Annotated in this window: 25 protein-coding genes and 1 tRNA gene; 13 read left to right on the top strand and 13 right to left on the bottom strand. The window is 47.5% G+C overall.

Annotation, left to right across the window (positions count from 1 at the left end; genetic code table 11):
• Positions 1-589: 589 nt before the first annotated feature.
• Positions 590-662: transfer RNA gene (locus tag NC981_RS09710), tRNA-His, on the bottom strand.
• 112 nt (positions 663-774) lie between these two features.
• Here NC981_RS09710 and NC981_RS09705 point away from each other — a divergent pair.
• Positions 775-1,164: a DUF4359 domain-containing protein gene (locus NC981_RS09705; protein ID WP_348242636.1), complete on the top strand. Its 390-nt coding sequence runs from the start codon at positions 775-777 to the stop codon at positions 1,162-1,164.
• Here NC981_RS09705 and NC981_RS09700 read toward each other — a convergent pair.
• Positions 1,161-2,369: a glycosyltransferase family 87 protein gene (locus tag NC981_RS09700; RefSeq protein ID WP_348242635.1), complete on the bottom strand. Its 1,209-nt coding sequence runs from the start codon at positions 2,367-2,369 to the stop codon at positions 1,161-1,163. The genes NC981_RS09705 and NC981_RS09700 overlap by 4 nt on opposite strands.
• A 212-nt stretch (positions 2,370-2,581) precedes the next feature.
• On the opposite strand from NC981_RS09700, the gene NC981_RS09695 reads away from it, so the two are divergent.
• Together NC981_RS09695 and NC981_RS09690 are read left to right on the top strand one after the other, a co-directional pair.
• The gene (locus NC981_RS09695; RefSeq protein ID WP_348242634.1) at positions 2,582-4,795 is read left to right on the top strand and encodes a phosphoketolase; all 2,214 of its coding nucleotides are present in this window, start codon (positions 2,582-2,584) and stop codon (positions 4,793-4,795) included.
• A gap of 198 nt (positions 4,796-4,993) precedes the next feature.
• Positions 4,994-5,134, top strand: a complete 141-nt coding sequence (locus NC981_RS09690) for a hypothetical protein (protein ID WP_190375760.1) — start codon at positions 4,994-4,996, stop codon at positions 5,132-5,134.
• Between the two features lie 39 nt (positions 5,135-5,173).
• On the opposite strand, the gene NC981_RS09685 is transcribed toward NC981_RS09690, so the two are convergent.
• Positions 5,174-7,843: a GAF domain-containing protein gene (locus NC981_RS09685; RefSeq protein WP_348242633.1), complete on the bottom strand. Its 2,670-nt coding sequence runs from the start codon at positions 7,841-7,843 to the stop codon at positions 5,174-5,176.
• 108 nt (positions 7,844-7,951) lie between these two features.
• Positions 7,952-8,479, bottom strand: a complete 528-nt coding sequence (locus tag NC981_RS09680; RefSeq protein WP_348242632.1) for a hypothetical protein — start codon at positions 8,477-8,479, stop codon at positions 7,952-7,954.
• 341 nt (positions 8,480-8,820) lie between these two features.
• On the opposite strand from NC981_RS09680, the gene NC981_RS09675 reads away from it, so the two are divergent.
• Entirely contained in the window at positions 8,821-9,240 is a 420-nt protein-coding gene (locus NC981_RS09675) for a response regulator (protein WP_348242631.1), read from the top strand.
• Here NC981_RS09675 and NC981_RS09670 read toward each other — a convergent pair.
• Complete coding sequence (locus NC981_RS09670; RefSeq protein ID WP_348242630.1) at positions 9,237-10,058, bottom strand: SDR family oxidoreductase; 822 nt, start codon at positions 10,056-10,058, stop codon at positions 9,237-9,239. The genes NC981_RS09675 and NC981_RS09670 overlap by 4 nt on opposite strands.
• Positions 10,059-10,458: 400 nt before the next feature.
• Between NC981_RS09670 and crtW the strand changes: the two genes are divergently transcribed.
• Positions 10,459-11,229, top strand: a complete 771-nt coding sequence (gene crtW / locus NC981_RS09665) for a beta-carotene ketolase CrtW (protein WP_348242629.1) — start codon at positions 10,459-10,461, stop codon at positions 11,227-11,229.
• A gap of 5 nt (positions 11,230-11,234) precedes the next feature.
• On the top strand, positions 11,235-12,062 hold the full coding sequence (locus NC981_RS09660) for a class I SAM-dependent methyltransferase (RefSeq protein WP_348242628.1): 828 nt from the start codon (positions 11,235-11,237) through the stop codon (positions 12,060-12,062).
• Positions 12,063-12,141: 79 nt separating this feature from the next.
• On the opposite strand, the gene NC981_RS09655 is transcribed toward NC981_RS09660, so the two are convergent.
• Positions 12,142-12,414 carry a hypothetical protein gene (locus NC981_RS09655; RefSeq protein ID WP_348242627.1) on the bottom strand — a complete coding sequence of 91 codons (273 nt, stop codon included), beginning with the start codon at positions 12,412-12,414 and terminating at the stop codon, positions 12,142-12,144.
• A 51-nt stretch (positions 12,415-12,465) separates the two neighbouring features.
• On the opposite strand from NC981_RS09655, the gene NC981_RS09650 reads away from it, so the two are divergent.
• Positions 12,466-12,750 carry a hypothetical protein gene (locus NC981_RS09650; RefSeq protein WP_348242626.1) on the top strand — a complete coding sequence of 95 codons (285 nt, stop codon included), beginning with the start codon at positions 12,466-12,468 and terminating at the stop codon, positions 12,748-12,750.
• Here NC981_RS09650 and murQ read toward each other — a convergent pair.
• Entirely contained in the window at positions 12,738-13,646 is a 909-nt protein-coding gene (gene murQ, locus NC981_RS09645; RefSeq protein WP_348242625.1) for an N-acetylmuramic acid 6-phosphate etherase, read from the bottom strand. The two genes, NC981_RS09650 and murQ, sit on opposite strands and share 13 nt — an antisense overlap.
• 149 nt (positions 13,647-13,795) lie before the next feature.
• Here murQ and NC981_RS09640 point away from each other — a divergent pair, with 149 nt between their 5' ends.
• Positions 13,796-14,578, top strand: coding sequence for an SDR family NAD(P)-dependent oxidoreductase (locus NC981_RS09640; protein ID WP_348242624.1), 783 nt, complete (start codon positions 13,796-13,798; stop codon positions 14,576-14,578).
• Positions 14,579-14,627: 49 nt separating this feature from the next.
• Positions 14,628-16,949, top strand: a complete 2,322-nt coding sequence (locus NC981_RS09635) for a glycoside hydrolase family 31 protein (protein WP_348242623.1) — start codon at positions 14,628-14,630, stop codon at positions 16,947-16,949.
• A 61-nt stretch (positions 16,950-17,010) separates the two neighbouring features.
• On the opposite strand, the gene NC981_RS09630 is transcribed toward NC981_RS09635, so the two are convergent.
• The 4 genes from NC981_RS09630 to NC981_RS09615 all read right to left on the bottom strand — a co-directional run bounded on the left by NC981_RS09630 (position 17,011) and on the right by NC981_RS09615 (position 20,718).
• Entirely contained in the window at positions 17,011-17,712 is a 702-nt protein-coding gene (locus NC981_RS09630; protein ID WP_348242622.1) for a nuclease-related domain-containing protein, read from the bottom strand.
• A 152-nt stretch (positions 17,713-17,864) separates the two neighbouring features.
• A complete protein-coding gene (locus NC981_RS09625; protein WP_348242621.1) occupies positions 17,865-18,866 on the bottom strand; it encodes an NAD(P)-dependent alcohol dehydrogenase in 1,002 nt (333 codons plus the stop codon).
• A gap of 86 nt (positions 18,867-18,952) precedes the next feature.
• Entirely contained in the window at positions 18,953-19,798 is an 846-nt protein-coding gene (locus tag NC981_RS09620; protein ID WP_190375774.1) for a M28 family peptidase, read from the bottom strand.
• Positions 19,799-19,809: 11 nt separating this feature from the next.
• Positions 19,810-20,718: a PhzF family phenazine biosynthesis protein gene (locus tag NC981_RS09615; RefSeq protein WP_348242620.1), complete on the bottom strand. Its 909-nt coding sequence runs from the start codon at positions 20,716-20,718 to the stop codon at positions 19,810-19,812.
• Between the two features lie 182 nt (positions 20,719-20,900).
• Between NC981_RS09615 and NC981_RS09610 the strand changes: the two genes are divergently transcribed.
• A complete protein-coding gene (locus tag NC981_RS09610) occupies positions 20,901-22,037 on the top strand; it encodes a septal ring lytic transglycosylase RlpA family protein (RefSeq protein WP_348242619.1) in 1,137 nt (378 codons plus the stop codon).
• Here NC981_RS09610 and NC981_RS09605 read toward each other — a convergent pair.
• Positions 22,031-22,651, bottom strand: a complete 621-nt coding sequence (locus tag NC981_RS09605) for a Crp/Fnr family transcriptional regulator (protein WP_190375776.1) — start codon at positions 22,649-22,651, stop codon at positions 22,031-22,033. The genes NC981_RS09610 and NC981_RS09605 overlap by 7 nt on opposite strands.
• Before the next feature lie 189 nt (positions 22,652-22,840).
• On the opposite strand from NC981_RS09605, the gene NC981_RS09600 reads away from it, so the two are divergent.
• From NC981_RS09600 to NC981_RS09590, 3 genes are read left to right on the top strand one after another with little or no spacing between them, the layout of a single operon-like run.
• Positions 22,841-23,428 (top strand): J domain-containing protein, encoded by a 588-nt coding sequence (locus NC981_RS09600; protein WP_348242618.1) that lies wholly within the window; start codon positions 22,841-22,843, stop codon positions 23,426-23,428.
• The gene (locus tag NC981_RS09595) at positions 23,409-23,675 is read left to right on the top strand and encodes a DUF3143 domain-containing protein (RefSeq protein ID WP_190375778.1); all 267 of its coding nucleotides are present in this window, start codon (positions 23,409-23,411) and stop codon (positions 23,673-23,675) included. The genes NC981_RS09600 and NC981_RS09595 overlap by 20 nt, the downstream gene beginning before the upstream one ends.
• A 5-nt stretch (positions 23,676-23,680) precedes the next feature.
• Positions 23,681-24,283, top strand: coding sequence for a Uma2 family endonuclease (locus tag NC981_RS09590; RefSeq protein WP_348242617.1), 603 nt, complete (start codon positions 23,681-23,683; stop codon positions 24,281-24,283).
• Between the two features lies 1 nt (position 24,284).
• Here the strand turns inward: NC981_RS09590 and NC981_RS09585 are convergent, their stop codons facing one another.
• Complete coding sequence (locus tag NC981_RS09585) at positions 24,285-25,049, bottom strand: isoprenyl transferase (RefSeq protein ID WP_348242616.1); 765 nt, start codon at positions 25,047-25,049, stop codon at positions 24,285-24,287.
• Positions 25,050-25,072: the final 23 nt, after the last annotated feature.

Raw genomic sequence — 25,072 nt, 5'->3', positions numbered from 1 at the left:
GAGAGAATCCCCCAAGCCACTAACCCAAGCATCAGCAGAAGAATAAGCCAAGCGTCGATCGTCATTGGAGAGATTGAATAGCTGTGACAAATTTTTGTCACAGCTACAACTCTTGCGCCGTGGGCATTTTAGGAGCTGTGACAAAAATACTGTCTCGTTTTATCACACTTTTGTCATACCCCAAACTCTTACCCTACAAAGGTTTGGGCTTACCTGTGACAAAAAAGACAACATTTTCTATAAAAGATTAGTTTTTTATTAGGGATACAGCCTGTACCAACTCCAGATAAAAAACTCGGAAATTTTGAGCAAAAAAATCGCAATTTTTGTCACAAAGTAGCTGAAACCTGTGTGCAGCAATGCTTCTAGCTTTGACAGAATGAAAATGGACTTTGTCACGGCTTTCTGAAACCCTTATCCAGCAAGCCCTCTAGCCGTGACAATTGTGACAAAATTTCTGTCACAGATATTCTGATTTTTGTCACAACCCAATAAGGATGATGATTAACCCGATTCCAAGATATTCTTTTTTGGTCTTAGTTCTAGTCCCGATTTAGTCCATCGCTAAACCGGGAATCTCTAGAACTAGGGCGAACGAGGGGACTCGAACCCCCGAGTGGAGGAACCACAATCCTCTGCCTTAACCACTTGGCTACGCTCGCCATTGCGATACTTAGTATAGCACAAGAAACGAAGATTGATGAAAAATTCAGAGAACTTGTAAACGTGATACAACGTCGAAAGAACTTGGATCGACAGTCGAAGTGGTGTGTGATGAAAACTTCTCAAATTGTCCTAGGTGTGTTGGGGTTAGGTGTGGTTGGATTTGCAGGACTCATGGTTCTGACCAATCCTGATGAAGCAGCTTTCGGCGAATTTGCGCTAGAGCAGGTTAAAACTCAAGGATGTAAAGAAGCACCGCAATTTATTCGTAGTCAGTGTCCTCGATTTGTGCAAGAGAATCAGGCACAGGTGAAACGACTGATTCTGCAAAGCACTGCTCGCCAGAATTACGGATTGTTTAGTCTCTACAGCACAACACTATCAACGCGATCAATCATTCCAGATTTGCCGATTTTTCTGGATTTACCTGCTTTTCAGTTAGAAACGGTTGGCTTGATGGGCAAGTTTTATATCTATCAAGCCGAGAAACAGCCACGTTAGGCTTGATTCAACTGATAATAGTCATCTTTTGCAAGGAGTTTTTCTCGCATTTGCGGAATTGCAAAGAGTAGCGTGACGGCGTATGCTAGCATTCCGCTGCTGTTTAGAAATGGAGGCATAAACAGCGGCAGAATTAAAACAAACTTTCCTAAATGATTCGCTTTTCCAAATAAGTGGACAAACAGCGGAATAAACCAAACAATTCCCATAATCCAGGTTTGCGGATTGAACAGATGAATACAATTAACGATCGAAAAGAACTGATGTTCAGCCGATTCGCGTCTTAGGTAATACATCAAAATTAAAAAGGCAATGAATCCAACGGTTAAAGATGCGATCGGCTTTCCTCGCAAAAATGGATTCATAAATCCATGCACAAAATCATGCGTAACTCGTAATCCAGTGCTATCGACTGACATCACAACACGATTAATCACCGCTTGTCCATGTACTGTGATCGGTACTTCGCTTGTAATTCCTCCAAATACTCCGGGCAACATCCGTTTGAGATAGCTTGTATAGATAGAGTTTCCCAGGATAGGTAGGGGTGCAAGCAGTAGAACTACGATCGAAGCAAATGAGTAGAGAACGAGTCTAACCTGGCGTTTTGCAATGAAGTAGAGAATGGCGATCGCAGGAAATAGCTTAATACAAAAAGCTAATCCAAATAGTGCCCCCGCTAGAAATCTCTGGCGATGTTGCTGATGTAAAAAGAAACCTAAAATTGTGAGATAGCAAACAAGAATATCAATTTGTCCTCGCTCAAATGCAGCAAGAACAGGAAAAGAAGTCATCGCAAATAGTAGTGCTTCTCCTTTAATTTTGAAATTGCTTCGACGAACTAACTCAAATAAAAGAAGCCACAATAGAATTAAGATAAACGAACTGTAGATGATCTTTGCCGTTGAATAAGAAAATAGGGCAAGCGGTGTGAAAAATAAAGCGGCGATCGGTAAGTAAATAAATCCCGACATAGGTGCTTCTCCTGCATTCACAGGAACGAAGAACTCAGGATGTTTTGTCACATGATTGATATATGGATCTAAACCGTAGAGAACCGATTTTCCTGCAATGTAATAAGGACGAAAATCGATTTGATAGGACTCCAAAACTAGATAAATAATGAATACAGACGGCAATAAATAGATAAAATAGGCCCGCATAAATCGGAAAAGATCTTTTAGGAAAATTGAGATTTGAGACATGACATTCGCGCTCCTTTACCGTTGAGAGCGTAGCATTTTCTTTTGATGCGATCGCACCTTTCGCATAGAGCGCTGCTTCGTTTTCTATCCTTCGCGAAATCAGCATCAATAAAAATCTATGGTATACCGACGACTGCACTTTATTCTCAAGCGTCCATTGCCTGTGTACCATAGAGTGTCTAGACCCTATTTACAGATGTAGCAGGTGAAGCATGACCGCAGTGACTCCCAATCCAACGTCTACCAAACCCGCCTTTACCGAAGGCATTCAATACTTTAGCGATACAGTGCCAGGGTTTGAGACGTATGGCAAAACGTCTGCGATCGCAATCGGACAAACCGCTATTTCTGATCCAACCGATCCGACCGCAGGCTATCAAACGCTTCTGGCTGCGGACGCGCTGCGCTACTTGATTCTGCAAATGACTGCAAGTAAAGCGTCGGGTCATCCGGGCGGGTTTGCAAGCCAAGCCGAAGCCTATGCTGCATTCGTGATGCTCGGTCACAAAAATATCATTACCGAAGTCGGACACCACGCACCGGGCTTTTATAGCGCTATGTTCCTCGATCGCTCCCTCGAAGATATGGGCATCGAAACCGTTCAGCAACTGCGCGATCGCTTCCGCGAAAAACATGGTTTGCTCGGTCACTTGTCCGGTTTTATTCCAGGCATTCTTGCGCCCGCAGGGCCGCTCGGTCAGGGACAACACTTCGCAATGTCAGCCGCGCTGTTACACCGCGATAAACTTTTCCCGTTCACGGTGGGCGACGGAGGCTTGGGTGAGCCGTACATCATGAGTTCGATGGCGCACTTCAATACGGCATTTCCAGGCGTGACGAATTTCCTTCCGGTGCTGGTGTGGAACGGCTATTCGCAAGAGCATCACAGCATGGTCTCGCTCAAAACCAACGAGCAAATGATCGAATACTGGAAGGGCAACGGATTTGAGAATGTGATCTTGGTGGATGCGAAGGATTTTGACGATCGCAATCAACCCAGCGATTACGTTGATAGCACCGTTTTCTCGCTGGAACAGCGCATCAAGTTCGCGAACGCCGTTCTGACTGCTGCCGACAAAGCCGCAACACTAGCGCTCGGCGGTCAGTTAACGGTGTTCATCATCAAGCAGCTTAAAGGCGCAGGGGTTCACGCTAAAGGGTCGAAGTCTCACAACCTTTACGCACAGCATACTTTGGAGAACGAAGACATTATCGCTGCACTGAAAGCCCGTGCTCTAACTCCAGAAGCTTGGGAACTGGTGCGATCGAACTGTGAACGAGCCGGCGGCGGATCGGCAAGTAAAACGGTCGTGACTGAATTTGAGCGCACTCTACCAGACTTAGGACAGTTGCCGCTTGAAGAATATGCGGTTGGGGGTGATGCTAAGGTTTCAACCACGGCAATGGGTCGATTGGTGGGGCATGTGGGCCAGGTCGATCGTGCTTTTCTCGTCACCAATGCAGACGGAAACGAAGCTTCGGGAATCGCCAATATTAACCAAGCGCTGAAGATTATTCACCCGACTGAAGATTCGCTCTACCATCAAGCGCCGAATGGTCAAGTGTATGAGCCGCTGAGTGAAGATGCTTGTGCGGGACTGGCAGCAGGATTGGCACTCATGGGAAGTCGATCGCTGTGGTGTTCTTATGAATCGTTTGCGATCAATGGTTTACCGATTTGGCAAACGGTGACGCAAGCGATGGCAGAATTACGCCGTTCTACACCTTCGACCATTACCTTATTTACGGCTGGCGCATTAGAGCAAGGTCGCAATGGCTGGACACACCAACGCCCCGAAATCGAAGCGTATTTTGCTGCAATGATGCGAAACGGCAACGTATTTCCGTTGTTCCCACCCGATGCGAACAGCATTCAAGCCTGTTACGAATGGGCGCTGACGACGAAAAATAAAGGAATTGTGATTACCGCAAGTAAGTCACCGTTACCGATTCGGACAACGTTTGAGCAGACTCGACAAGCGATCGAGCAGGGTGCGATCGTGCTGCATGAATCTACGGGATCGAAAACGATCGTGTTTGCGGTGATCGGGGATATGACGCTTAACCCTGTGTTTGCTGCCGCTTCGACTTTGGAATCGCAAGGGTTTGGAGTGCGAATTGTGTCAGTGGTGAATCCGCGACGGCTGTATCGTGCCAGTGATGTCGCTTGGGAGATTTGCTCAGATCCAGATGGCGGATTTATCGACGATGCAACGTTTGAAACCTTGTTCGGTGGCGACGCACTGATCGGGGTGACAGGAGGTGCAAGCGGAATGCTAGAGCCGATTATGCTCCGGAGTACCGCGAAGCGCGATACGTTTGCCTGGAAGCGGGGTGAAACGACTGCAACGGCTGGGGAACTGATGGCAGTTAACGGCATCACGGCAGAAGGATTGGTTAAACGATCGATCGAACTGTCGAAATAGCTGAACGAAATAGTTGAATTTTGAGCAAGACGAATCGACTTTGATTCGTCTTGCCGAAGTGCTTTCAATCAACGATTGAGCGTGCTCTCAAAGGCTTTACGGCATCTCTGTCAGAGAGCGATTCCATTAAACCCACAATATCAAAACCCTGAATAATTGCGGCAGAATGAAGATCGTTCGCAATCTTTGAGTAACAACATGGCACAGATGGACGATCGCAAAAAGCGCATCATGGAACACCTATCCCGCAGTACCAACGACTTTAGCAAACCTTTGCCTGCAAGCTCTCTAGAGCGTAAACAGCGAATTTTGGATCACGTTCGTCGGACAACGGGCTAGTGCAAATTCAAGAGCGATCGTAAACTCGATCGCTCTTGCTTATTTCTGGCAAATCGGAATCTCAATGCAAAACTCGGTACCTTGATTCAATTGAGAGCGGCACTCTAGCAAACCTCTGTGTTTTTGCACCACAATCTCATAGCTGATTGCCAACCCCATCCCCGTTCCTCTCCCGATCGGTTTTGTTGTAAAGAAGGGATCAAAGATTTGAGCTTGGGTCTCCGCTCCCATCCCCTTGCCGCTATCCCGAACAGAAATCAAAGCGCGATCGCCCTCAACTCGCTTTGTCGTAATCCAAAGTGTTGGCACTTCTTGATCCGATTCTTCGAGCGCATCGATCGCATTACTCAGAATATTCATAAATACCTGATTGAGTTGTCCGGCATAGCATTCAATTAAAGGCAAAGCTTCATAGTTTTTGATCACCTTAATCCCGCGAGAGGCGCTGTCTGATTTGAGCCGATGCTGCAAGATCATTAGCGTATTATCAATTCCCTCATGAATATCCACTGCCTTCATTTCCGCTTCATCAAGCCGAGAGAAGTTCCGCAGCGATAGGACAATCTGGCGAATTCGCTCAGTTCCAACTTGCATTGAAGCAATGATCTTAGGTAAGTCTTCGCGCAAAAACTCCAAATCAATCTCGCTGGCTTGGTCTAAAAGCTCCGCTCCAGGATTAGGATAGTATGCCTGATACGCATCAATCATACTCAGGAGGTTGTTCGTATAGATGCTGAGATGGCTGAGATTCCCGTGAATAAAGTTAACCGGATTGTTAATTTCATGAGCAACACCCGCCACCAATTGACCTAAACTGGACATTTTCTCAGTCTGAATTAATTGGCTCTGAGTTTGTTTCAAAGTAGAAAGCGCGTCCTTTAGTTGCTTTGCCTGCTGGCGCGTTTGAATCAACAACTCCGCTTGTTCAATCCCAATGCTTAATTGCACTGCAACCTGACTCACAAACCGAATCTCGGCAGCTGTCCACTGACGCGGAAAATCGCATTGATGCACGCAAAGTAAGCCCCACAGCAAATTGCCTCGTAAAAGCGGTGCAACAATGTTGGCTTTGATCTCAAATTGATCGAGTAAGGCCCGATAACAAGGCTGAAATTCAACCTGATTCACATCGGAAATCGAGCTAACGCGCCCCTGTCGATTGCGCGGATACATCTCGTCGAAGCAACGGTCTTCCACATCCAAACCTAGAATCGCTGGAAACTCTGTCCCGACATCCTCGGCAATGACTTTTCCCCAGTTGTACTCGCTGCTGCAGTCGAACTGATAGATGCAAACTCGATCGACGCTGAGCGATCCTCGCAGTTCTTGAGTGACGGTTGCAAAAATCGTCTCAACCTGGAGCGACTTCCGCATATTCGTGACGACATTAAATAAAATGCGCTGCTGCTCGGTTGCTTGCTCCAGCCGGGCAGTCCGTTCTTGCACCTGTAGTTCCAAGCTGGCATTGAGCGCCTGCAATTTTTGATGCGTCTCGTATTGTTGAATCGCGGTTGCAAATTGCTGCGCGATCGCACCCGCAAATTCTAAATCCGTCGCCGTCCAAGGCTCAATTTTTCCTCGATAAGATTCGCGCCAGACCTCAAACGACTGACGCGGGTAGAGTTGTCGATGATCGGGATCGACTCTTCCTGCCCAGAGAATTTCCGTTTCGATCTCGTCGCGAAATATAGTGAGATATCCTAACAATTGCCGTCGATACCAGAGCGGAATGACCAATAAGCCGCGAATATTGGTGAATCGGAATGCAGGCTGGAGGTTCCGTAAACTTGATTCTTTATAGAGGTCTACGATCTCCCAAATGGGCGCTTGCTCATGCTGAAATCGATCTTTCCAGGCACTATATTCTTCAAGCAGTGCAAAGGGCGCATTTTCAGGCATTGTTGGCTGGCTCCCTGCCTGAAATAGCCGGACACAATTACTCGGAAGCTGCGGATTGCGAGGCGGAATCGCTGCCAAAGATTCGGCGTAGACCCACAACCGCCCCCCGGAACCATTAAACGCAGCAACCGTACTCTCTAATGCAGCTTGGAGTTCGATCGTAGATAGCGAGTGCAGTAATCCACTAATTTGATTCAGCATTGCCTCACGGGCTGCCTTAGCGCGGGCTTTCTCGGTCAGCGTCGATTGCGCGATCGCAACAGTGAGCAAATCGACCACCAGTTGTAGCGCTTCAATTTGCTCTTCGGCGATCGTCTGCGGCTCGACGTGATGGATGACTAGCAATCCCCACAGCACTGTCTCCTGCAAGATCGGAATCACTAGAGACGATTGAACGCCCATTGCCGTGAGATATTCCGCGTGGCAAGGATCAAGCGGACGATAGCGAATTTCCTCTGGTGCTGCCGGATCGATTCCACTCTGTCCGATCTGGCGCTCGGCTAAATTCACCATTGATCGCGCTCGCGCTTTGACAAATAGTTCCCTAGCGTGGGGTGGAACATCATCTGCGGGAAAGGTTAATCCGAGCAGTGACGGTAAGCGCTGCTCTCGAATCCACTCCGCAACGACCCGCCCGGTTTCATCGGCTTGAAACTGGTAAATCTTGACGCGATCGCAATTGAGAAACTGACCAATTTCAGTTACGGTTGCTTCAAGAATTCCAGACAAGTGTTGCGATCGCCGCACCCAAGACGTGACTCGACTGAACAGTTCTGCGTCCGGGCTTGGAGCAACCGTCTGAAAACCCATACTAACCACCTTATTTATATTGTTCCATGAGAGCAATAAGACTTCATCTTTGCTTCAAGGATCAGTATGGGCAAAGTCTTCTAAATTTTGACAATGAACAGAGAAGTTTTAGCGATGATAGGGCTGGGCTGGCTTAGAATGGCGCGATCGAAAATCTAAACAATCCTTTGCCGCAGGGGTCATCGCGCTATGCGGATTAACTGCACATTTCATGTAGGGATTGTTATTAAAGAATTGGCACTTCTTACACGGATACTGGGCAAGCTGGCGATTGGTTTTGACTTCTTTGCGGCTGAGTTTCCAGGTGTCGGCAATAATACACACAACGCCTGCCCAAATCGCAACGAAACAAATCGGTACGAGCAGGAGCGAGGCATCCTGCACAATTTGTGAGTCTGCGGTTGCACGATCCGCAGGAGGTTGAACGATTTCGGTACGGAGGAGAGGCTTTTCTGAGGGCGACATGGTGACAGGAGTGAGGCGCACGGTTGGGGTTAATCCTTCTATTATTTGTATCGATCGCGCCCAAATACTATCTCTACCGGGGGAATTGAGTTCTTCTCTACTGCGGTATGTCCATAGAAAGAGGTTCACTTGAAAGGCGAATAGCCCGCGAATGCTCAGCAGAAACGCCAACGTTGCAATGGTGATGACGTAAGAATCACGTCTGTATTACAGAGGAATTCTCTTAAACTGTGTACTGTGTAACCTTGAGTGAGCGCTAGAATGACCTAAGCTAAATCTTGCTCGATAGAGACCCATGAGGAGGATTTGAGTTAAACTAGCTCGAATACCAAGCGCCTGATGAGGTTAATGGCACTGCTTGTCCGCTTTTCCACCTTGCTATTTTTCATAAAGTCTGAGTAAGCACTTTTGCTTATCGTACAAAACATCACGAAAGCATAAGATATCTTAAGATTTTCTTTATTTCCCGCTCAGAATTAAGTATCTATAGTAGGGATACGCGGTAAGACCCCATGAATGATTTACTTTCTAGCCCGCCACTTCGCGCTCTGATTGTTGACGATGACTTGGACTCTGTAATTCTGTTAACCACACTGCTTGAAATGCACGGGGTTGATGTGACTTCCGCTTTCTGTGCAGATCAAGCCATGCAGAAACTACGATCGCAGCCTGACATCTTGATTGCAGATTTGGCAATGCCTCATATCGATGGCTACGAGCTAATTCGCCAGATCCGCACCCTACCTCCAGAGCAAGGCGGTCAGATTCCTGCGATCGCGGTTTCGGCTTGGGTTGCGATTGAGGCGCAAAATAAGGCGGTCAGTGCGGGCTTTCACACCTTTATTACCAAACCTTACCAACTGACAGAACTGCTTGAAACGGTCTCACAATTAACAGACTGGAGACCGCTCGAATCTGGGGTTACAGCCTAATAATCTTTGTCGCTGTTTTTGAACGTCCGCCGCATCACCCACTGTAAGAGGTCTGGAAACAGTCGATTTGAGAACACTGAGGCTCCCGCAGACCCAACAATCACTTCAGTCTTTTTATGTTTTACAGCGTCTAGAATTGCTTTCGCTACATCGTCTGGTTTCTCGACGACTGGGACGCTGAGAACTTGCTCTAGTTGCTTGCGACGAGCGATCACGTCTTCTTCATCCTTGCCGCGAAAAATTGCCCGCTCCATGAAGTCGCTCTTGATCAAATTCGGATAGATGCCACAGACGGTAATCCCTTTGGGGGAAAGTTCAGATTGTAAGCTTTGAGTGAGTCCGGTTACAGCAAACTTAGAGGCCGAGTAAGGCACAAGGTAAGGGATAGGAACTTTACCCCCTGAAGATGAAACGTTGACGATCGTGCCGCTTCCTTTTGAGAGGAAATGCGGTAACAAGGCGTGAATGGTGTGAATGTATCCCCACAGATTTGTATCGATTGCCGTATGCCAATCTTCGAGCGTAAAACTATCGGCAGGCCCTGAGATATAAACGCCTGCATTATTCACTAACACATCGATCGATCCGTATTCAGAGATAGCTCGATCGATCAGTGTTTTTACTTGGTCTGCATCGCGGGTATCGGTTGGAATTGCCGTAACCCTGGGCGCGATTAATTTTAATTCTTGAGCAGCGGCGTTGAGGCGATCGACGTTACGGGATGCTAATACAAGGTTGTAGCCACCTTGAGCGAAGCGGAGGGCAGTGGCTTTCCCAATTCCTTGAGATGCGCCTGTGATAATTACTGTAGAAGCCATAACAATCATTGAGATAAAGCGTACTTTTAGTGTGGTTTGAATCCTATCAAATTCGTCTAACCTGCGTTAGATTTTGATAGTTAATCGGCGAAATAAGCAGATTTAGTTAATATTTAGAGATACGCGAAAAGGCTTAAGTTTCAAGGCAGAGTAGAGATTCGCCCCTCAGAGAGATAGCATTGTGTCGTTAAGTTTCTAAGCTGTCATGTAATGCAATTTCATTGCTGTTTCTGCATGGTAAAACAAAAACTTATTTAGAAAGTTTCTTGTTAAAAGCTCGGTCTTTGTCTGATCAAGTTCTACAACACCGCCTAGGAATGTTAATATTTGCAAAGCGTTTGTGTTGAAGCAGCACCTGTGGAAATTTGCCGCTCATTCTGAATGTTTGTGGAGTTATCCCGTGGTTTCTTTTCGTTCCGCCCCGATTCGGTCTACACATGATTCTGGAATCGACATCGATCGTGGTGTCTTCGTTGCGCTCTCGGTTATTGGTGTGTGGGCTGCGAGCCTGACAATTTTGCTCACTACCGATGTCAACTCGATGCCGCTGTTTGTAAAGATTGCAGCGATCGCGCTACAGACATTTTTGTATACCGGATTATTCATTACGGCTCACGATGCGATGCACGGCGCTGTTTCTCCTAGCGATCGTAAACTGAATGACTTTATTGGCTCAGTTGCACTCCGCGTTTATGCGTTGTTTTCATTGAAAGAAATGATTCGGACGCATTGGCAACACCATGCCCATCCTGCTTCTGAGTCTGATCCTGATTTCCATGACGGTCAACACAAAAATTTCTTTGCCTGGTATTCCTATTTCATGGTGCGGTACTGGAGCTGGACGCGCATCTTTGGACTGGTTGCAATTTTCCACATTGCACATCGCTTATTTCACATTCCTGAAGCAAATCTAACTCTGTTTTGGGCGATTCCATCAATTTTGAGTTCGGTTCAACTGTTCTTTTTTGGAACCTTCTTGCCGCATCGTGAGCCGGTAGGCGGATATCAGAATGAAAGCCGTTCACAGAGTACGAGCTGGTCGCCGCTCTGGTCGTTTCTTAGCTGCTACCATTTTGGCTATCACTTAGAGCATCATGAGCGCCCGGATTTGGCTTGGTGGCAGCTTCCCGAACTGCATCAGCGCCGACTCGAAGAGGAGCATTCTGCTTAAATATCATGTCAAACTGGGTAGAAGTTCTCAACGAGTATTCGACGAAAGATCTGGAGCAGCGGAAGGTTTGGTATTCTCCGGTTGTGGAAGCCTACGATCGAGCACGACCCCGCTATCCAGAAGCGTTGATTCAACGAGTGGTTGAGGTTGCTCAGTTGTCGCCTGAATCGAGAATTCTGGAAGTCGGTTGCGGATCGGGCGTGGCGACAGTAGATTTTGCTCGGTTGGGATATGCGATCGATGCGGTGGAGCCGAATTTGGAGTTCTGCCGATTAGCTCAGCAGAACTGTGCCGCTTATCCGCAGGTGAACATTATTCCTCAGACCTTTGAAGAGTGGCAGGTTGAGTCTGGAAAGTATCAGATTGTACTCGCGGCAAATGCTTGGCACTGGATTGCATCTGATATCAAATATGTGAAAGCCTCTGAAGCATTACAAAACAATGGTGCTTTAGTGTTGCTATGGAATATGTCACTTGAGCCGAGCCGTGAAGTGCATCAGGTACTGGATGAGGTTTATCAGCAGATCGCACCGTCGATCGCTCCCCAGTATGAGGGCAAGGACACTCAAGAGGAGATTTTGCAAGGGCTTGGAAAGCTAATCGGTGATTCAGGACTATTTGAGGCTCCAGTAACGGAAACGATCACCTGTGATCGGGTTTATGAGGTCGATCGTTATTTGGAGCTTCTAAGCAGCTATTCGCCGTACATCGCTTTGGATGCACCGACGCGAGAAGCATTGTTTTCGGGGTTGCGGAGTGCGATCGACCAGCAATTCGAGGGCAAGATTCAGCTTTTCAACCTTTCTGCCTATCAGATTGCAAGGAAGCGGTAAATGCTGACTATCGAAACTGAGTAATCAGAAACAGATAGCAACCAAAGTTAATCAATGCAACCATCACTAGCAACATCAGCTAAAAGAGTCCTCTTTGCTGCCACCAAAGATCAATGTGCTGCAACATCACCAGCACTTTTGCACCAATTAGCGCCCCGACCACGCCAGCAACCACGATCGAGCTTCTTTGCGTCGGCTTAATCGTATCTCGGCGGAAATTTTGCAGCGACAACCGCAGCGCAACGGTATAAGCGATCGCCTCAAAGAAAATGTGAGGATGGTGGCTTGATCGCTGATGTAATCGATCCCTAAAAAGATGGTGATCACACCCTGTAACAATTGGAACACTCAATGCTAAATTGTTCGCTGATTATCTAGGTGCGATCGCACATTTATCAGGCGTATGACTCGATCATTTGCAGCATTAGTCAGTTTAGTGTGTCTATTTCTAGGTTCCTGTGGATTTCTGATTACAACCTCAGACTGTTATGGCTCAATTCGGGCAGGTGTGATTAGCATCTTTATGTCTGCACTAGCTTGGGGCTATTTGAAACTTGTCAATGAAAAGCCGATCGGCTTCTGGCTGACGCTCTATCGCAGTGGAGTGGCAATTGCAGGCACGATCGTTGTGTTTGCAGTCTGGCGAATCTTAGGTGCAGTACAAACTACAGGGTGTCAATTAGGCTGATTTAGCGCCGCTCTTAGATTTCCTTGATGCTCAGCCAATAAGCGATCGCACTCTGCTTTTGAAAGTCCTGTCCAGTGCATCATCAAAGCAGTCTTCACAGAGCGATCGCTCTTTTCGAGTAATGCTGCGGCTTGTTCTCGATCTAAATCGGCGAGGTCACAGAGAATTCGTAAGGCGCGATCGTGCAGTTTAGTATTCGTCACCGCCACATCAATCATGCGATTGCCGTAAACCTTACCCAATCGCACCATTGTTCCAGTTGAAAGAATATTTAATGCGAGTTTGGTCACGGTTCCCGCTTTTAGCCGCGTAGAACCTGCTAACACTTCTGCCCCGACTAACAAGCGAATATCAACATCCACCTCAATCTGAACTTGTTCTTGAGGCACACAAGCCATAAAAATTGTGGTTGCTCCGCGTTTTCTTGCTTCTGCTAAAGCTCCATGAACATAAGGAGTCGTCCCACCTGCGGCAATACCCACCACAACATCGATCGTACTCACCTGCCGCTCCACGATCGCCGCCGCTCCTTGATCCGCCAAGTCTTCTAGCCCTTCTGAACTTCTCACCAAAGCATCCGCGCCACCCGCAATAATTCCTTGCACCATTTCCGGAGATGTACAAAAAGTAGGCGGACACTCTGCCGCATCCAACACGCCTAAACGACCGCTTGTTCCTGCACCGACATAAAACAACCGTCCGCCTTGACGTAACTTTTCTGCAGTTAAATCAATCGCTTTCGCTAAAGGTTCTCGTGCCTGTGCGATCGCGCTAATCGTTTTCGCATCTTCCTGGTTAAACACATCAACCAGCTCGATCGACGAAAGCTGGTCGAGATTTGCACTCGCTGGATTAACTTGCTCGGTGAGTAAATGTCCGCGCTGTTGAAGTTGCATAACCATTCGGAGAAAAACGCAACCTGTATTCTACCGCTTTGAGTACAGCGAAACTTAAATCCTGATGCTTCTGAACCCTGCTAAAGACAGAGGAACCTTAAGCCAATAAAAACGAAGGTAGAAGCGGACGACTTCTCGATGAGGAAACTATGCCATTAACAGGTAAGGTTGCAGTCATTACAGGCGCAGGATCAGGAATCGGACGAGAGTCAGCACTATTGCTGGCTGAACACGGTGCCATCATCGCTGGAATCGATTGGTCTGCAAGCGCGATCGGGGAAACGGTTGAAAAAATTCAGCATCGGGGCGGCAGTGCGATCGCAGTGGTGGCTGATGTTTCTCAACCGGATCAAGTAGAATGTGCGATGAATGAAATCGCTCAAAAATTTGGGCGGATTGATATTGTTTTCGCTAACGCTGGAATTAATGGCGTTTGGGCACCGCTTGAAGAGATTACTCCTGAAGAATGGAATGAAACTGTCAATACAAATTTGAACGGAACATTTTATACGGTCAAATATGCTGTTTCATATTTAAAAAAACAGGGTGGGGCAGTGATTGTAACCGCCTCCGTGAATGGAACTCGAACCTTTAGTAACACAGGTGCAACAGCGTATGCTTGTACCAAAGCTGCCCAAGTCACCTTTATGAAGATGATTGCACTGGAACTCGCAAAAAATAAGATCCGGGTGAATGCAATCTGTCCAGGTGCGATCGGAACCAATATTTTCAACACTGCACATCCAAAACACATCGAAACAATCAAAGAGCCTGTGGAATATCCGCATGGCACTGTGCCCTTAAATGGTGGCTTACCTGGAAGAGCCGAGCAAGTGGCTGAATTGGTGCTCTTTCTTGCTTCGGATGCCGCGAGTCACATCACAGGTACAGAAGTTTGGATCGATGGTGCAGAATCTTTGTTAGTTGGCTAATGTTAGTTAGCTAATGTTAGTTGGCTAAATTGTTTATCTGGTCAAGATCATGCCTCAAGTTTTTGGAAAGCTTCCTACCACTCGTCAGCCCTGGATTTCGTTGGGTAATGTCGATCGCGTTGACATTGCCGAGCGCTCAATTTTGCTCACCTGCGGCGAGGCTTGCTTAAAACTTAGTATTTTGGCGACGAATTTAATTCGAGTGCAACTTGCCCCAACGGGCGAATTTCTGCCGCGTCGATCGTGGGCAGTGAATCGACCGGATGAAGAGTGGAAAACAGTCCACTTTGAGATCGAAGATAAGGAAACAATCACAATCAGAACTGCTCAAATGCGGGTCGTGATTGAACGTTCTCCCTGTCGCATTCGCTGTTTTGATCTAGAAGGCAAACCGTTTGCACAAGATACAAACATTGCTTGGCGGATGGGACAGGTTGCTTGCTGGAAAACGATCGAAGCTGACGAACATTTCTACGGCTTTGGGGAACGGGCAGGACTATTAGACAAACGATCGCAGATCAAAACCAATTGGACAGTCGATGCGCTGGATTACTCATCGATCGATGATGAGATGTATCAGGCAATCCCATTTTTCATGGCACTGAGACCGCAGTTAACTTACGGCATCTTTCTCAACATCCCACATCTCAGTCAGTTCGATTTAGGTGTCACTGAACCAGGCACCTGGCAGATGCAAGCTCAGAGTCCAGAATTAGACTACTACATCATTCATGGCACCACTCCGGCTCAGATTCTTGAAACCTACACAGAACTCACCGGACGAATGCCGCTCCCGCCGAAATGGTCGATCGGCTATCATCAATGTCGCTGGAGCTATGAATCTGAAGATGTCGTGCAGGAACTAGCCCAGGAGTTTCGATCGCGCAAAATTCCCTGCGATGTGATCCATCTCGACATCGACTACATGCACGGGTATCGGGTGTTTACCTGGAGTCCAAAGCGCTTTCCTGATCCAGCAAAGCTAATTGCTGAACTGAAGCAAAATGGCTTTAAGACGGTGACGATCGTTGATCCGGGTGTGAAATATGAACCGGATGGAAACTATCCGGTCTATCACGAAGGCTTAGAGAAAGATTGTTTTGTGAGAAGTGCAGACGGTAAGTTAGTCGCGGGCTATGTGTGGCCTGATAAGTCTGTGTTTCCTGATTTCTTGCGCTCCGAAGTGCGTCACTGGTGGGGCGACTGGCAGCGAACCTTAACTGATGTTGGAGTTGAAGGCATTTGGAATGACATGAACGAACCTTGCATTGCCGATCGACCCTTCGGAGATGAAGGCAAATATATCTTTTTCCCAATGGATGCACCCCAAGGCAATCCTGAAGAACAGGGAACCCACGCAGAAACACACAATTTGTATGGCTACAATATGGCGCGTGCTTCGGCAGAAGGCTTAAAACGGCTCCGACCAAGTGAACGATCGTTTGTTTTAACGCGCTCAGGATTTGCCGGAATTCAGCGCTGGTCTTCGGTTTGGATGGGTGACAATCAATCGCTTTGGGAACATCTCGAAATATCCTTACCAATGTTATCGAACATGGGATTATCCGGGGTTCCTTTTGTGGGTGCTGATATTGGTGGATTTGCCGGAAATGCAACCGCAGAACTATTTGCGCGTTGGATGCAGGTGGGAATGCTTTATCCTTTGATGCGGGCACATTCGGCACTCACCACAGCGCAACATGAACCCTGGGTGTTTGGCGATCGCGTCGAAGCCATCTGCCGCGAATACATTGAATTACGTTATCAATTGCTGCCTTATTTCTACACTTTATTCTGGCAAGCTTCACAAACAGGTGCGCCGATCCTTCGACCCTTGCTGTATGAGTATCCAAATGATTCAAAGACTTATCACCTTCATGATCAAGTGCTGCTCGGTACACATTTGATGGCAGCTCCCGTCTATCGTCCTGGTGTGGAATATCGCGCCGTTTATCTACCAGAGGGAACCTGGTTTGATTGGTGGACAGGTGAAAAGTTCAGTGGTAATCAACATATCTTGGCTCATGCTCCACTAGAACGAATGCCAATGTATGTCAAAGCGGGCGCAATTATTCCAATGCAGCCTGTGATGCAATATGTCGATGAACATCCGATCGACCAGCTTCGATTGCGAGTTTATCCAGGTGAAGGTGAATTTACGCTGTATGAGGATGATGGTCGATCGTTTGACTATGAATCGGGTCAGTTTGCTACCACAACTTATCGAGTCAACAATTTAACTGTTGAGATTGAAGCACGACAGGGACAGTGGCAACCGAGCGATCGAACACTTCTCATTGAGATGATTGGGATTGGTGAACAATCAATCGAAGATGACGGTACTGCAAAGCAATTAGTATTTGATGTCTAAGTCGCATGAAGCAGCGATGGCAAACTAGCTTGGATAGAGTGCAGTAGCGATAGACTACCTGTTAACCAAGTGAGCGCAGAAATGCTGTTAATCTGTTTTTCTCGATAACATAAACTTTCTGTAACTTGCCATTTGGAACTAAAACTTTAGCATCAGAAAAAGCTACGATCGGCGTTACAAACTGTAAGCTTTCTTGTTTTTTTACTTGTAAAGCCTGCTTCATAGCCTGCTGGAGAAAGTCCTTCTCAAAAGGATAGGTTCTGTTTCCTATACATCGAAGTAATTGTTTTCCATCTGTTGTGACTTCTCCTCGATGAGACTTTACATCAATCACATACGCTTTGTTTTGAGGAGAGATACAAACAATATCAGCATCTCCTAATCTATTTCCTAAGCGCATACCATACTCAATTTCCCAGCCCTCCTGCTTTAACTGAGAAAGTTCCTGAGCAATTTCCTCCTCACCCTTCGCACCTTGATCAGCATGATTAGCACGCTTCCACCAAAACATTCCATTAGCAGCGAAACCTAAGGCAGCGATCGCAAAAAGTACATGAAAGATAAATGCGAAATTTAGCGAACTTTGAGCTTGGGAAACATTGATAGAAGGAATTTGCTTTAAGAAATTGTTAGTGATTCTAACTAAAAAGAAAGGTAAGAAAATACAAAATCCTGCTTCAGCAAAAGAAGTGATAGCTTTTACTCGTCTCTTTGCTGCTAGCTCACGCACATTCTGTCCTGCTTGACGATTTGCTTTGGGCATAGGTTTTGAATACTGTCACAAACTCTATTAAGATTGCCCAATTTTGAAGATTATAGGATCGTCAATACTGATGCCTCCTAAACCAATATTGCTACGGCTTAAGAGGCGTTTAGAACTCATCAAAGAAAGAAATATCGCTTAAACTACACCCGTCACCGTTTCAACACAATGCGATACCGCGCTTTTCCAGTTTCTAAATGCGCTAATGCTTCATTGATTTGATCAAAGGCAAAGGTTTCTGTCACAGGTTCAATTTCATGCCGCACCGCAAACTCCAGCATCTTTGCTACAGTTGCTGGACTACCGAGCGGACTCCCTGATACAGACTTCTGTCCAGCAATCAAAGGAAAAGCGCCTAACTGAATTGCACCTGGAACGACTCCAACAAAATGCAATCGCCCTTTGGGACGCAGCGCATTGATATAAGCTCCCCAATCTAAATCTGCATTCACAGTTGAGAGAATAAAATCAAACGACTCCGCCAATGCTTTGAGTGCTTCTGGATCGCGAGAGTTCACAAAATGAGCCGCACCCATCTCTTGAGCTTCAGCCGCTTTATCAGGATTCGTTGAGAAAGCCGTCGCCTCACAGCCCCAAGCTTTGAGAAATCGAAGCGCCATGTGTCCAAGCCCACCAATACCAATCACCCCGACCTTATCGGTCGGCTGCACATCAAACTGCACGATCGGATTAAACACCGTAATTCCCCCACAGAACATCGGGCCTGCCTTGGCTGGATCGAGTCCTTCGGGTAGCGGAGTCACCCATTCTTCAAACGCCCGCACTTTGTCCGCAAATCCGCCGTACCGACCGACGATCGTTTGTTCTGCAGTCGCACACAAATTCTGATCACCCGACATGCAAGATGAGCAATGCAAACATGAATGTGAAAACCAACCCAGCCCCACCCGTTGACCGATCTTGAGTGTTGTTACTTGATCGCCCACTGCCGCGATCGTTCCTACCACTTCATGCCCTGCAACCGCCGGATACTGACTCATTCCCCATTCATTTTTGAGCATACTCAAATCGCTGTGGCAGATCCCGCAGTATTCAACATTGATTTCGACTTCTTGATCTTTCAGCGCTCCTGGATCGTATTCAAAGGGTTCCAGTGTTCCGCCTGCTGTTTTAGCTGCGTAAGCGTGAATCATGCGTGTTTCCTTGTAGGTGGCAATTAGCCTTTAATCATAGGGAAAATAGCTAAAGACAAAGATAGTTTTAGAAACAATTTAGAGTTCTACAATGATCGAATTGCATGAATCAATCCTTCGCAAACTCGTGTAAGAAAGTCGAAATCAATTGTTTCAATGCGATCGCTCGGTTTGTGATAGTGCGGATTTCTCAAGTTTGCCGTATCTGTAACCATTAATGCGCGATAGCCTCGATCCCAAAACGCAGCATGATCGCCTCTACGAGTATCCGGAACAATCTTTCCCCGCATTCCAGCAGGCAACCATTCACAACCAACCTCCGATCGACGAATTCCTCGACTCAATCGAATCAAATCTGGAATTGTTGGAATGTTGCCAATCAACGCGATAAAGTTTCCCTGATCTGGATAAAATCGCTCTAATCCTGCGGGATAGCGTTGTGAATTGCGATCATGATTACAGTATCCCAACATTTCTAAAGCAATCATCAATCGCAACGGTTCACCGTTTAATGAAATCGCATACTGTGTGTTCCCGAAGGTATCCGACTGTGTAAAAATCTCTTCTAAATCAAAGGCAACTAATCGAATCGGATACCGCGCTGATTGTTCATAAAATGCCTTTGCCATCTCTAACAGCACAGCCACACCGGTTGCATTATCATCTGCACCCGGAGAATTTGGTACTGCATCATAATGTGCGCCAATCAGAATCGGAGGCTTTGTATTCTCACGCCCTGGTAGATTCAGAATCCAGTTGTAGTGCGTCCGCTTGCCAACCTGAAACGCATGAGATTCAACCGTTCCCCATTGTGCAAACTGTTCGCGGATGTATTGCTGAACATAAAAATGTCCCTGAGTTGCAAAAAATGGATCGCGATCGCGCACCACCGCTTCGAGGTGCGATCGTAGTCTTGCAGTGGTCTCTTGCATCTACACCTCTATTAAACAAACTCACCTTTTGCAACTAAGATAACTTTGCCGCCTACTGAAATTTCAAAAGCTTCCTTTTCCTTTTTCGCTTGTAGCAGCAACAATGAAGGTCGCCCAATTTCGTAGCCTTGCTCCACTCGAATGTCGATGCTTGCACCGCGCTTCACGTTCGACCTCTGACCGAAATAATCATGCTGCACCAGATAAGCTGCTAAACATCCATTTGCGCTACCGGTGGCTGGATCTTCGGGTGTTCCTGCGATCGCTTCAACAAACACGCGCACACTTAAATGATTCGCTGCACTCCGAGTTTCAGGGCAAAAAATCAGAATTGCCTTTGCTTCAGTCGTTTCGATCAGCTTAAACAGTGCGTCTCGATTCACCTTTGCTTGTTGCAAGGCAGCTAAATTCTTGAGCGGTACCATAATAAATGGTAGACCTGTAGACACTTCCTCAATCGGAGTACGATCGTCAATCTGTGCCAGATTCAGTCCCAAGGCAGATGCGATCTGCTCTCTTTCTAGCTGTTTCCCAAATGTTGGTGTATTTTGCCGCATCCACAGTAGGTCAATCACTCCACCGGAGTACGTTACTGTAATGGGAACTTGCCCAACTTGCAGATTCAAGCTAACAGTAGATACTGATTCTTGAATGACAGCTTGTTGCAAAATGAACGCTGTTCCTAAAGTGGGATGTCCTGCGAAGGGAAGCTCCTGATTTGGAGTAAAAATGCGGACTGGATAGCCCTCGTTCTGGGGTGTCTCCGACAGGATGAACGTCGTTTCTGAATAGTTCATTTCCTTTGCGATCGCCTGCATTTGCTCGGTTGTCAGCGTCTCAGCTTGAGGAAAGACGGCAAGCTGAGACGCTGACAACTTACGCTCAGCAAATACATCCACAATGTAGAACGGTAGCGACATTCCTCCCCCTCCAGTGTGTGCCAGAAGATACATTAAAAGACAAATCACTTTTTAATGTGAAGAAGATCTATCTCCTCCGGACAGTCCCATTTTGTACCAGGAAAACTTTATACTAAGTTCTGACAAAAAAGTATTGCTGTTTACAATTTTGAAGTCAAACTAAAATGTTGATACTTGGACTTATGTGGGTCGCGTCGTGGTTTAGCGGCATTCCCAGTTTGGGAAGCAAGCTTCTAGACACACCCAAATATCTCACCCATGTTCTATGTCATAGCCGCGTGTGTCAATCCACGCTGCCGCGATCGTCCTCGCCACACCTCGCGATCGCAGCCCAGAACTCTCTCAACTTTGACCTCACCGCATCAATCTCCCACAATCATACTCAATCAAGCTGGCTGAACACAGTCGAAGAATTACTCTTATCCTCAAGCTCGAACTCCCATCATCTCAGCGAGTTCCTTGATTCAATGCAATCTCTGTTTGAACAGTTGCCAGTAGTTGCTCCCTCGAAAGACACAGCTTCATCGGTCGCGATCGTAGAGGTGACAGATGACGGAACTCCGCTAAATCACTCAGAATCTCTCGTCCCCAGGCTTGGATTTTGGCACTGTCCCACTACTAAAACTGCATCCAGTGGCTTTCAGCTTTGGGTCAAGGGTTGTCAAATTGCCACAGTCCGCGATCGAGCCTCCGCGCAAATGCTAGCTGATCAGGTCACGCAACTGCTCGAAATTCCTAACCTTGATGCTACAACGCTCAAAGCCGTACTCGACAACAACCAGTTTGCAGCAAAACTGGGTGATCGCACCATTTTCACCATCAGCGATCGTGTTGCCTCCCGGCTCGGTCGCCCTGCTGAACTTCTAGCCATTGAGTGGGTGAACAATCTCCGGGTTGCGCTTGGACAAACCAGCATTCCTTTAGCAGAAGCGCAGATAGAGATGTACCAGTTAGCAAAAACCGACCACAGCATCGGGGGCATGGCATCCTGGTATGGCCCTTATTTTCACGGTCGCCAAACCGCAAACGGCGAAATCTTCGATCAAAACGAACTCACTGCCGCTCATCCCACCCTGCCGCTCGGCACCTTTCTCAAAGTGACAAATCGGCTCAACGGCAAGAGTGTGATCGTGCGGATCAACGATCGCGGTCCCTATTTTGATAATCGCGTCCTCGACTTGTCTAAGCGAGCCGCAAGGCTGCTCAACAGCGAGGAGCGCGGCATCGTGCCGATCGAAGCCACAGTGATGGAATCTGCCTTGATTGCACAAACTAAAAAACCGCCGCAGCAGGTCGCCCGCGTGATTACAGGCTACTGATGCAAAATAATGTGTCGCTTTGCATCGATCGTCAGCCAGCCTTCTTGTTTAAGCTGTCCAATCAGGCGCGTGACGGTGACGCGGGTAGTACCGATCGCATTGGCTAGCTGCTGATGAGTCAATCGCACCTGAAGCCTTGTCCCGCGCTGAGCAGGTTGTCCAACTTCGTGCCGGAGTAAAACCAACAACTGTTTCAATCGCTCTTCAACGCGACGGCAACCCGATAGCGCGAGAAACGCTTCAGACTGCTGCAATCGGCGGCTGAGATGGCGAAAGAGTCCTTGACACAGCGCCGGAGATTTCTCAACTTCTGCAACGGTCAAGGGCAACAAATCGACATCGGTCAAAGCGATCGCTTGATACGGCGAAATCCACGTCAGCGGCAAGCCAAACGGCATCGAAGGGGTTGCCATTCCCAGTAACGCCTCATCTCCCGTCGGGTGCAGCGTGTTAAGAAGAACAACGCCTCGACATACCACCCAAAGCTCATTTGAACGTAAAGGAATTCCTTGACCGCCGCGAAATGGCTGTAGAGTCCGCTCCCGATAAAGCTGTTCGAGAAGAAGGCGCGAATCAGGTAGCTCAATCAACGGTGCTGCGAACGATTGGATCATGAATTCTGCTCCCGTGCTGAAATCCCGTCTCTCACTTTAAAGCTCTAATACCAAGGACAGGTAATTTCCAGATTGGCGTTTGGTTAAGATTTGACGATGAATTCTCCAGAGCGTGGCGCGAGTGCGACTTGCAGACTTCCGCTTCTGGCGACAATAATAGTTGCTAACGCTTAGCGAAAGGGTAAGCCAGTGGCACAGGAGAAAACAGTTTCAAGCGGTAAAGCATCGATCGAGTCAACTTACTACGGGCTGTTAGGGTTGCATCCTTCGACTTCGGTGCGAGAGATTCGGCAGGCATATCGAGAATTAAGCAAGCTCTATCATCCTGATACCACTGAGCTACCGCAAGCGATTGCACTCAGAAAATTTCAGTACCTAAATGAAGCATACGCGACGCTAAGCAATCCTGAACGTCGCGCAGCTTACGATCTGTCGATCGGGTACTCTCGCCTAGTCGTGGTGCGCCCGTTACCCAGCCTGCACAAAACTGACAAGCCAGAACCGAACTCTTCTGCTTATTTAGATGCCACCGATCGCCCGCTTTCGCCCGGAGAAGTCTTTGCGCTGTTTATTCTTGGAATCACATTTGTCGGCTGTTTGATTTTGGCGATCACGATCGGCATTACTCGCGGCGATCAAGCTTTTCAGCCGCTTACCGTCCAACGCCCACAGGTTCAGCCGGTAGAATTCATCCAGAACGCTCCCACGCTTTCTCCAGATCGAGCGACAATAGAATCTGCTGAAATGAATCCCTCTTATGACTCTACCTCCCGGTGATACTCCGCTTTACAACCATCCTTTGCCTGCGATCGAAGCTTGGCTAACCGAGCAAGGCTGTGAGCAAGACCCGCAAGACTTGCACTGCTGGACGATCGAGCGCCCTAGATGGCAAGCCGAACTAATGCTTGATGTCGATCAACTGAGTGTGCGTTATCTCAATGTGAACGGGCGCGATGTTCAGCGATCGTTCAAATATTCGCTCAGCCGCCAAGATATCGAGGATGCTGTCTTTGCAGGACCTTAACCCCAATGACGCAAGCCAAACCGAGATTCAGCACGTTTGAAGAGTACCTCAATTATGATGACGGCAGCGATCGGGTATACGAATGGATAGACGGAGAGCTAGTTGAATTGCCGCCAGAATCAGAACCGAATACTGCGATCGCGCAAGAACTCTTTTGGCTGTTTGCAACCGCGCAAATCGTCTCACGCCGACTCATCAAGCTTTATGCGTGTCAACTTCAAGTTCCTGTAATCGAATCTGGAGATGCGGCAAATCGGTTTCCTGATTTTGTCGTTTTGCGAGAAGAGCATCTTGCGCTAACCCAATCGCAACTCACCATTACCTCAGAGATGCCGCCGCCCATTCTGGTGGCTGAAATCGTTTCTCCCGGTGATACAAATAGTGAAAACTACCTTCGCGATTATGTAAGAAAACGCGCTCAATATGCAGCCCGTGGCATTCCTGAATATTGGTTGATCGATCCGACTCGCAAAGTCGTGATTGTGCTGTATTTGGAAAGAGAGCAGTACCGCGAAGTGGGACAGTTCAGGGAGAAAGACTGTATTTCTTCCCCGACTTTCCCGGACTTAACGCTAATGGCTGCACAGATTTTGGCCGCAGGACGATAGCCTAGATTTTATTTCCAACCTTTCCAAATCGGCGCTCTCGTTGTTGATAGGAAAGCAAGGCGCGGTGAAACTCAGTGCGATCGAAATCAGGCCAAAGCGTATCGGTGACATACAACTCCGAATAAGCCGCTTGCCACAGCAGAAAATTGCTCAATCGCATTTCACCGCTCGTCCGAATCAGTAAATCTGGGTCACAAACTCCCGCTGTGTACAGATGCCGCTCGAATAAGCTTTCGTCAATATCGTCAGGTTGAATGATCCCTTGCTGAATTTGAGCCGCGATCGAGCGACACGCTTTAATAATTTCTTGCCGCCCACCGTAGTTCGTTGCAATGGTGAAGCGAATGCCTTGATTGTCCTTAGTTTCTAACATCGATCGCTCAATTTCTGCTTGTAAGCTCGTCGGCAACGCATCTAAATTACCGACGAACTTAATCCGCACATTTTCTTTCATCATCTCGCGCAATTCTTGACGCAGCACCCGTTCAAACAGTGTCATCAAAAATTCCACCTCTTCAAGCGGTCGTCCCCAATTTTCAGTTGAGAACGCGTATGCCGTTAGCGCTTCAACTCCCCAATCGCGGCAGCAGCGCAATAAATCTTTCAACACATCCACACCGCGACGATGCCCCATAATTCGGGGCTTGCCTTGGCGTTTTGCCCAGCGCCCGTTCCCATCCATAATCACTGCAACGTGGCGGGGTAAGCGATCGTGGTCTAAATCAGCAGGCAGGTCTCGTAAAATCGTGTGCTTGGCAGTAGTCATTGTGGTTTCGGGGGAACGCCGAT

Origin of the sequence: Leptolyngbya sp. DQ-M1 (assembly GCF_039962505.1) — a bacterium.
GTDB lineage: Bacteria > Cyanobacteriota > Cyanobacteriia > Leptolyngbyales > Leptolyngbyaceae > Leptolyngbya.
This window is presented reverse-complemented; position numbering and strand designations above follow the sequence as displayed.

What these genes read in the sequence shown, in the direction of transcription:
- NC981_RS09705 (WP_348242636.1), top strand. Translation starts at nt 775, where the DNA reads ATGAAAACTTCTCAAATTGTCCTAGGTGTGTTGGGGTTAGGTGTGGTT.
- NC981_RS09700 (WP_348242635.1), bottom strand. Translation starts at nt 2,369, where the DNA reads ATGTCTCAAATCTCAATTTTCCTAAAAGATCTTTTCCGATTTATGCGG.
- NC981_RS09695 (WP_348242634.1), top strand. Translation starts at nt 2,582, where the DNA reads ATGACCGCAGTGACTCCCAATCCAACGTCTACCAAACCCGCCTTTACC.
- NC981_RS09690 (WP_190375760.1), top strand. Translation starts at nt 4,994, where the DNA reads ATGGCACAGATGGACGATCGCAAAAAGCGCATCATGGAACACCTATCC.
- NC981_RS09685 (WP_348242633.1), bottom strand. Translation starts at nt 7,843, where the DNA reads ATGGGTTTTCAGACGGTTGCTCCAAGCCCGGACGCAGAACTGTTCAGT.
- NC981_RS09675 (WP_348242631.1), top strand. Translation starts at nt 8,821, where the DNA reads ATGAATGATTTACTTTCTAGCCCGCCACTTCGCGCTCTGATTGTTGAC.
- NC981_RS09670 (WP_348242630.1), bottom strand. Translation starts at nt 10,058, where the DNA reads ATGGCTTCTACAGTAATTATCACAGGCGCATCTCAAGGAATTGGGAAA.
- NC981_RS09660 (WP_348242628.1), top strand. Translation starts at nt 11,235, where the DNA reads ATGTCAAACTGGGTAGAAGTTCTCAACGAGTATTCGACGAAAGATCTG.
- NC981_RS09650 (WP_348242626.1), top strand. Translation starts at nt 12,466, where the DNA reads ATGACTCGATCATTTGCAGCATTAGTCAGTTTAGTGTGTCTATTTCTA.
- murQ (WP_348242625.1), bottom strand. Translation starts at nt 13,646, where the DNA reads ATGCAACTTCAACAGCGCGGACATTTACTCACCGAGCAAGTTAATCCA.
- NC981_RS09640 (WP_348242624.1), top strand. Translation starts at nt 13,796, where the DNA reads ATGCCATTAACAGGTAAGGTTGCAGTCATTACAGGCGCAGGATCAGGA.
- NC981_RS09635 (WP_348242623.1), top strand. Translation starts at nt 14,628, where the DNA reads ATGCCTCAAGTTTTTGGAAAGCTTCCTACCACTCGTCAGCCCTGGATT.
- NC981_RS09630 (WP_348242622.1), bottom strand. Translation starts at nt 17,712, where the DNA reads ATGCCCAAAGCAAATCGTCAAGCAGGACAGAATGTGCGTGAGCTAGCA.
- NC981_RS09625 (WP_348242621.1), bottom strand. Translation starts at nt 18,866, where the DNA reads ATGATTCACGCTTACGCAGCTAAAACAGCAGGCGGAACACTGGAACCC.
- NC981_RS09620 (WP_190375774.1), bottom strand. Translation starts at nt 19,798, where the DNA reads ATGCAAGAGACCACTGCAAGACTACGATCGCACCTCGAAGCGGTGGTG.
- NC981_RS09615 (WP_348242620.1), bottom strand. Translation starts at nt 20,718, where the DNA reads ATGTCGCTACCGTTCTACATTGTGGATGTATTTGCTGAGCGTAAGTTG.
- NC981_RS09610 (WP_348242619.1), top strand. Translation starts at nt 20,901, where the DNA reads ATGTGGGTCGCGTCGTGGTTTAGCGGCATTCCCAGTTTGGGAAGCAAG.
- NC981_RS09605 (WP_190375776.1), bottom strand. Translation starts at nt 22,651, where the DNA reads ATGATCCAATCGTTCGCAGCACCGTTGATTGAGCTACCTGATTCGCGC.
- NC981_RS09595 (WP_190375778.1), top strand. Translation starts at nt 23,409, where the DNA reads ATGACTCTACCTCCCGGTGATACTCCGCTTTACAACCATCCTTTGCCT.
- NC981_RS09590 (WP_348242617.1), top strand. Translation starts at nt 23,681, where the DNA reads ATGACGCAAGCCAAACCGAGATTCAGCACGTTTGAAGAGTACCTCAAT.
- NC981_RS09585 (WP_348242616.1), bottom strand. Translation starts at nt 25,049, where the DNA reads ATGACTACTGCCAAGCACACGATTTTACGAGACCTGCCTGCTGATTTA.